The 7,469-nt window shown below is 60.9% G+C and carries 5 protein-coding genes; 2 read left to right on the top strand and 3 right to left on the bottom strand.

What is annotated here, in order from left to right:
• Positions 1 to 919 (bottom strand): elongation factor Tu (gene tuf / locus BMX99_RS10695; RefSeq protein WP_093451107.1); only part of this gene is annotated, 919 nt, incomplete at its 3' end.
• 104 nt (positions 920 to 1,023) lie between these two features.
• Positions 1,024 to 1,638 (bottom strand): hypothetical protein, encoded by a 615-nt coding sequence (locus BMX99_RS10690; RefSeq protein WP_093451104.1) that lies wholly within the window; start codon positions 1,636 to 1,638, stop codon positions 1,024 to 1,026.
• Between the two features lie 212 nt (positions 1,639 to 1,850).
• Between BMX99_RS10690 and BMX99_RS10685 the strand changes: the two genes are divergently transcribed.
• Together BMX99_RS10685 and BMX99_RS10680 are read left to right on the top strand one after the other, a co-directional pair.
• Positions 1,851 to 3,224, top strand: coding sequence for a cytochrome P450 (locus BMX99_RS10685; protein WP_093451101.1), 1,374 nt, complete (start codon positions 1,851 to 1,853; stop codon positions 3,222 to 3,224).
• A 63-nt stretch (positions 3,225 to 3,287) separates the two neighbouring features.
• Entirely contained in the window at positions 3,288 to 5,171 is a 1,884-nt protein-coding gene (locus tag BMX99_RS10680; RefSeq protein ID WP_093451098.1) for a putative bifunctional diguanylate cyclase/phosphodiesterase, read from the top strand.
• 11 nt (positions 5,172 to 5,182) lie between these two features.
• On the opposite strand, the gene BMX99_RS10675 is transcribed toward BMX99_RS10680, so the two are convergent.
• The gene (locus tag BMX99_RS10675) at positions 5,183 to 7,465 is read right to left on the bottom strand and encodes an ATP-binding protein (protein WP_093451095.1); all 2,283 of its coding nucleotides are present in this window, start codon (positions 7,463 to 7,465) and stop codon (positions 5,183 to 5,185) included.
• Positions 7,466 to 7,469 lie beyond the last annotated feature (4 nt).

Raw genomic sequence — 7,469 nt, 5'->3', positions numbered from 1 at the left:
AGACCTCGGCTTCGAACTTGGTGTGCGGGTTCACGGAGCCCGGCTTACACAGAACCTGGCCACGCTCAACGCCTTCACGGTCAACACCGCGCAGCAGGGCGCCGATGTTGTCGCCGGCTTCACCACGGTCCAGCAGCTTGCGGAACATTTCCACGCCGGTGCAGGTCGTCTTGGTGGTGTCTTTGATGCCGACGATTTCGATTTCGTCGCCAACGTTGATCACGCCACGCTCGACACGGCCGGTCACAACGGTACCGCGGCCGGAGATCGAGAACACGTCTTCGATCGGCATCAGGAACGGCTGGTCGATCGCACGCTCGGGCTGCGGGATGTACTCATCCACGGCGGCCATCAGTTCCTTGATCTTGTTTTCGCCGATTTCCGGATCGCGGCCTTCCATTGCTGCCAGCGCGGAACCCGCGATGATCGGGATATCGTCGCCCGGGAAGTCGTATTCGGACAGCAGTTCGCGAACTTCCATCTCGACGAGCTCGAGCAGCTCTTCGTCGTCGACCTGGTCAACTTTGTTCATGAACACGACCATGGCGGGGATACCCACCTGGCGGCCCAGCAGTATGTGTTCGCGGGTCTGCGGCATCGGGCCGTCAGCTGCGTTCACGACCAGGATTGCGCCGTCCATCTGGGCCGCACCGGTGATCATGTTTTTCACATAGTCGGCGTGGCCGGGGCAGTCGACGTGTGCGTAGTGACGCGCTTCGGTCTCGTATTCCACGTGTGCGGTGGAAATCGTGATGCCGCGGGCTTTTTCTTCCGGTGCGCCGTCGATCTGGTCGTAGGCTTTGAAGTCACCGAAGTACTTCGTGATCGCCGCCGTCAGCGTCGTCTTGCCGTGGTCAACGTGACCGATCGTGCCGATGTTGCAGTGCGGTTTGCCGCGCTCAAACTTTTCCTTTGCCATCTCTCACAGGCACCTTCGTGGTTGGGGGGCCGCCAAAAAGCCCGGTTCTACTCCGGCGGCGATTTAAGGGCTTTGGCACGGATAATCAAGCCAAGAACCGGGTCTCAGCCTTCCGTTGCAAGATTGTCATTTTTCTCGACGATCTCATCCGTGGTCTCGTCGCTGGCCGCCGCGGCGGGCTGTTCGCCAATTCCGGGAAACCATTCAGGATTCTGCAGCATCCAGTTCTGAACCAGCTTGGCCGCGCTGCGCGACAGGTTCTGGATCTGCTCTTCCTTGGTCTGCGTCAGACCGGACCCGACGATGGTCGATCCCGAGAAGGTCTCGAAGACCGTAAATTGCTTGGCCTCTTCGTTCAGCTTCCGCCCCAGGGCGTCGTCCCAAAGCGTGGCGCGAATGATCAGCACGGACTTGGGCGAGGCCACCAGCGGCACCCCCGGAGGCGCGATCGAGAACCCCTCGACCGAGATGCCCAAGTGGTAAAGACGCTCTCCCTCGTAGCGGCCAAAGCGTTCCTCGACCGCGGCCTGGAGCGCGGTGACCCATTCCTCTTCCGTTGCGTCACGCGACAGCGCCGCCTGGCGCATTTTCGACGCTACCACGACGTTGTGGCCCAGCCGGAATTGCCCCAGGTCCGCAGGGGCCTCCTGCAGGTCGGACACATCGGTGCAGGCAGCCGCCAGCACCAGCAAGGCCATCGCGGCAAGTTTCCGGATCATCGCTGTATCTCTCCCTCAGGGCCCAGGCGGGCGGGTTCCGTCCCGCATATCCCAAGGGCGCAGGTCATGCAAATTCTGTTGCGCCACGCGACGCTGCACCCTGTGTGGTTTGCAGCCCGCAATGCCTGCCCTAACTTCTGACTATCTGACGCCAGCCCCCGCACACCACCTATCTGACGCCAGCCCCCGCACACCACCCGACAGGAGAGCCCATGTCCGGACAGCCCACGCCCGATGCGCCGGTTTCCCCCTTGCCCGTGCACGCCGCCCTGGCGACCCAGCCGCTTGGCTTCTTCGGAAGCCTGCGCGCAGCGCGCAGCAACCTGTTGGAAATCCTGCCGGAACTTGCGGTGAAACAACCGATGGTTTCGGGCAAGACCGGGGTGCGCTGGCACATGGTCATGGACCCGACCGCACTGCGCCGCATCCTGCTTGAGAAGGTCGAGGAATACCCCAAGTCGGTTGTCACCAAGAACTTGCTGCGCCCCGCCATCGGCGAAAGCCTTTTCGTGGCCGAAGGCGCGCATTGGCGCTGGCAAAGGCGGGCTGCGGCCCCGGCCTTTTCGGCCCGCAATATCGGCGCGCTTGCCCCCGTCATGACCGCCGCGGCCGAGGCCAGCGCCGACCGGATCGCCACAGCCGGTCCGCGCGCAGTGAACGTCTACGACGAAATGGTCCGCGCCACGTTCGAAGTGATCTCGGATGTCACGCTGTCCGGCGAACGGCATTTCGACCGCGCCGCCATGCACCGGGCCATCGACAATTATATCGACGTGGCTGGCCGCGTGTCGCTGTTCGACATTGCGGGCATGCCCGGCTGGGTCCCCCGCCCCGGCCGCGTCTTTTCCGGCAACGCGTTGAAAAAGATGAAATCCGTAGCGGATGAGGCGATAGGCCAGCGCCGTCAGGCCAAGCAGCCGCCGGACCTTCTGGATCTGCTGATCGCGGGCACGGATCCCGAAACGCAGCGCCAGATGCGCGGACCCGAGATCCGCGACAACCTGTTGACCTTCATCGTCGCCGGGCATGAAACCACGGCGCTGACACTGTCCTGGGCACTCTACCTCCTGTCCTTTGCGCCCGAGCAGCAGGAGCGCGCGGCGGAAGAGGCCAGAAGCCAGCTGGGTGATCGCGCCGCCACCGCCGATGACGTCGCATCGATGCCCTTCATCCGCGCCGTGGTGGACGAGGCGCTGCGCCTTTATCCCCCCGCCGGCATCATTTCCCGCACCGCGCAACAGGCCGACACGCTTTGCGGACGCGAGGTCCGGCCCGGTGACACCGTCATGGTTCCCATCTACGCGCTGCACCGCAATCGCCTGCTTTGGGACAACCCCGATGCCTTCGACCCGGACCGCTTCATGGGTGGCGCGCCGGTGGATCGCTATGCCTATCTGCCCTTCGGGGACGGCCCCCGGATTTGCATCGGCGCAGGTTTTGCCCTGCAGGAGGCCGTGATTATCCTGGCCACGCTGCTTGCGAGGTTCCGGTTCGAAGCCGTAGCCGGCAAGACCCCAAAGCCGGTTCTGATCATCACGACACGCCCAGAAGGCGGCGTTTGGCTGACGGCGCATCCCCGACCCTGACGGGTAAGACGCCTCCTGCTGCGCGCGGCACGTTAACGGTTTGTTAACCGTTCTGACCGGAAGATGAACGTCACGCAGGGCTTCCCTGTGGCGATGGATCTTTTGCATCAGGACTTTCCCATTTCGATGTCAGCCCAACTTCAGGATAGCGCCCGCTTGCAAGACGCTCCGGCGATGACCGAGCTCGAGTCCACGCTTGAGCAATTCCGCACTACGGTCGAAACGGCCTGTGGCGCGGCAGCTTCGCTGTTTCTGATCCTTCCAGGCGAAAGCGGCCACACACCCCCATTGGTCACTTTGACCGCTGACACGCAGCTGGGCCGCCAGCTTTATCAAGCGGCCATGGCAGCAGTCGGATCACTTCGGGCAAAGGTCACCATGTGCCCTTCAGAAGGCATTGATAGTCCCTGCAGCATTTCGAGGTTTTCCCTTTCAGAAATCAATTTCGACGTCTTTTCATTCCTCGTCAAAGGGCCGGAAGCCGGCACTTTCGGTCTTTTCGCCATGGCCGTACGCGCCAATCCCGGGCAACAATCCGACCTGCCCGATAAGGGCCGGAAGATTGCCCTATGTTTCGGACGCGTCTGGAACATCCACGACAATATGTCGGAGATGGCTTTTGAATTGGCCACGCTGTCCAGCCGAATGGCACGCCTTCGAAAGCTTAGCGAAACGGATCCCCTGACCAATCTGAACAACCGGGTTTCATTCGAAAACAAGGTCAGGGAACGCATCGAAGATGGCGGTCAGCATTTCGCCTTTGTGATCATAGACGTCGATCATTTCAAAATGATTAACGACATCTATGGCCATCAATTTGGCGATACATATCTGAAGGCGATTGCCAAGACACTCAAGCACACTGCACCAGAGGGTGCCGTCACAGGCCGGTTGGGCGGCGATGAATTCGGCCTGTCCGTTCCACTGCCTCGTGGCGGGCGCGCTTACCTTGATGGCCTGCTTTCGCGAATGAAGAACAACATCCAGCGTGCAATTGCCGTGCTGAACAAACCCGACCTCGGTCATGTCAGCATCGGGGCGTCCCAGTTTCCACTGGATGCTTCGGGCTATACCAAGCTTTATGAACTCGCCGACTGTGCCCTATATGCGGCAAAGAACGCCGGCCGGGGAAAAAGCGCGATCTTCCACTCCCGGCATCACGTCCGCTACAACACCAGTGAACTGGGCAATCTGTTCCATCAGGCGGTGCGGCTCAACCAGATCCACCCGAACTTCCAACCCATCGTAGACCTGGAATCACGCCGCTGCATCGGCTTCGAGGTTCTTGCCCGTTGGCGCGATGACACCGGAAAAAACATGATTCCTGCGCAATTTTCGACCGTATTCCGGGACCATTCCCTTGCCGAAAAGATGACCCGCACCATCATGCGGCGGGCTTTTCAGGATTACGGATCAAGCGTCTCTCAGACCTTTCCGCACCGCAGCCTTTCAATCAACGTGACGTACTTCGACCTGATGAACCCCGAGTTCGTCTTCGATGTGCAGAACGCAATCTCTGAAACCTCGTTTGGCTGGGAAAACCTGACAATCGAAGTGACGGAACAGATCATGCTGGACGACACCAATGGACAGATCCGGCGCACGGTAAAAGAACTACGAACACGGGGGGCCCGTATCGCCCTGGACGACTTCGGCACCGGATATGGGGGGCTGCGTCATCTATCTGACTGGCCGATAGATTTCCTGAAGATCGACAAGGCCTTCGTGGACAAGATCGGCTCTGACGACAAGTCCGTGGCGATCCTGCGCGCTTTGCTTGCCATGGCCAACGGCCTGAGGGTGAGCGTCATCGCTGAAGGAATTGAAACCGCGCAACAAGCGGCACTTCTTCGAGACTGGGGCTGCCGTCTGGGCCAAGGGTTTCTATTTGACGCTCCGCTGCCAAGCGGCTCTCTGGCCGGATATGATCCGAAATATTCGTTCTGAATACTACATGTTCACAAGGGTTCATCACAGGAAGCGCCGGACGCACGTGCAGCGACCAAATGGATTGAATTGCACAGAAGCGCCATGTCGACCGGCTTCCCCATCCGAAGCCCTGGCCAGCCGGCTTTCCTTGCTGATTGGGCAGGGCCCGCAAGATAGATCACGCCAGCATTCGGAAACCGCCGCCTCAGAACCTGCGCTTCGGCCTCAGGCAGATCCTCTTCCACGATCAAGACCGAAAGGTCAGGAAGCCGCTTTGCGATTTCGCACCCTTCATCCATGCTGCCGGCCCGATGCACGTCAGCCCCCAGCATTTCAAGCGTATCGCCCAGTATCGCGCGAAACTCCGGATCCGGATCAACAACCAGTAGGCGCATGGTCCCAAGTCGCGGCAACGCCGCCTGATCCCTGGTCGAGGGAAGCTGAGGCCTGGGCAACGCGAGGCAGGCCTGAAATCCTTTGCCTGGGGCAGAGCTCAGCCTCAGCTCTCCTCCTGCATTCCGCGCCATCGTCGAGATGATCGCCAATCCAAGACCGGTACCGCCAACCCCGCGCCGGGTGGTAAAGAAGGGATCCGCCGCCCGTTCAAGCACCTCTTCGGTGACGCCGGGCCCGTCGTCGATGACATGTATCCGAACCTGCTCACCTTCACTGTCGACATTTACATCGATCTGGCCAAACCCCAGTTCCCCTTCGGCTATCGCATTGCGCGCATTGAGAATGAGGTTCAAAAGAGCAAGTTCCAGATCCGCGCCCGAGGCCGCAACCGGCAGAGGATCAAGCACCGGATCATGGGTCAGCACAATGCCGTCGGGAAGGGTCCGCCGCGCCAGTTCGACCGCCGCCAGCGCCGCCTCTCCTGCGTCGACGGTTGCAACCGCACCATTCTGCGTCACCGTCAGTCGCTGCAAACGCTCGGCCAGTCGGGAACCACGCTCGGCCGCCTTGAGGATGATCGCGGCAGTCTTGTCATCAGGATCGGTCCGCGCGCCCGCGGACATGTTGATCACCCCAAAGACATTCAGCATTTCGTGCGAGACACCGCTGACCACCTGAGCAAGCGCATCCGCCCGTTCGGTCAGCGCCGCCGTCTGCTGCAGCATCCAGGGCTCTGTCACGTCGGCGATGACCAGCACCTTCCAGGCCGCGTCGGGTTTGAATGAAGACAGACCCAAGATTCTCTCGTGTCCGTCCGCGTCCATCCAACCACAGTGAACGTCCCCTTCCTCGGCCAAAGCCCGCGTCACCGGGTGACGTCCGGACCCCGGCCTTTCACGACGGGGAACGTCATGCAGGTCAATGGACAGCAAATGCGCGACCTCCTGCGGCCGGTCGCCGAACAACCGTTCTGCCGCTTGATTTCGCCCCATGATGGCACCCGTTTCCGACAATACGAAAATCGCCTCGTCCAGCCCGGACAGGATGGCGCGCAAATTAGCTTCGGAACGGAAATCGCGGCGCGCCACATCTGCTTGGTAGCGCGCCAGCCGGACGACCGCCGCGCATGAACCGATCATGACGAAAACTGCAAACACCAACTGGCGCTGCCGCCCATCCATCACACCGCGATCAGTCATCACGTAGGAAAGTTCGATCAAACTGAACGGCACAAGGATCGCCCACGGCAGGTAACGCCGCGCCAACCGGCCGTCGAGCGCGTCGGATGTTATGACCCCCAGCCAGGTCCCCTGAGCCCGTCTTAGAATCGCCGCCAAGGCCAAAAGCAGAACAGAAATCGCCGTTGGCAACGAAAGTCCCTGAAAAAGAGTGAACCGAAACAGGGAGTCCAGATCGATCACCATACCGATCAAGGCGGCCAGTGCGATGACGATGACAAAGGTCGCAAACGCCTCATGCACCCGCCTCGCCTGCAGTGACGGGACAAGGCTGGCAACCGCAGCCGCAGACAAGCATAGAACTGCGACCAGTGTGGCAAGGGACATGCGATCCCCACCAACGGGCGCATCTGCCCCCGTCGATGCCACAAAAGCCAAAACTGCGAACAGGTCGGCTCCAATCGCAAGACCGACACTAAGCGCACGAATTGACAGCTTCCGCGATTGGCTCAAAAGCGTGCTGATACCCAGCATGGCAACGCACAGTGCCGTACCCGGCACCATAGCCGGCAGATCCCTGAGCCCGCGCAGGAAAACCTCTGATCCCAATAGCCAGCCGAACACCAGGTTGAGGCCGGCAAGGATGATGACCGGCCCAACCAACAGGGCCGTAATCCCCTGTGTGTCGACGGTCGCTGTAGCGCCCCACACTGAATGCGGTTCCGACCTACGGCTCATCCCC

It is taken from the genome of Pseudooceanicola nitratireducens, from assembly GCF_900109195.1.
Lineage (GTDB): Bacteria > Pseudomonadota > Alphaproteobacteria > Rhodobacterales > Rhodobacteraceae > Pseudooceanicola > Pseudooceanicola nitratireducens.
Note: the sequence above shows the minus strand (reverse complement) of the source record. Positions and strands in the feature narration are given on the sequence as shown.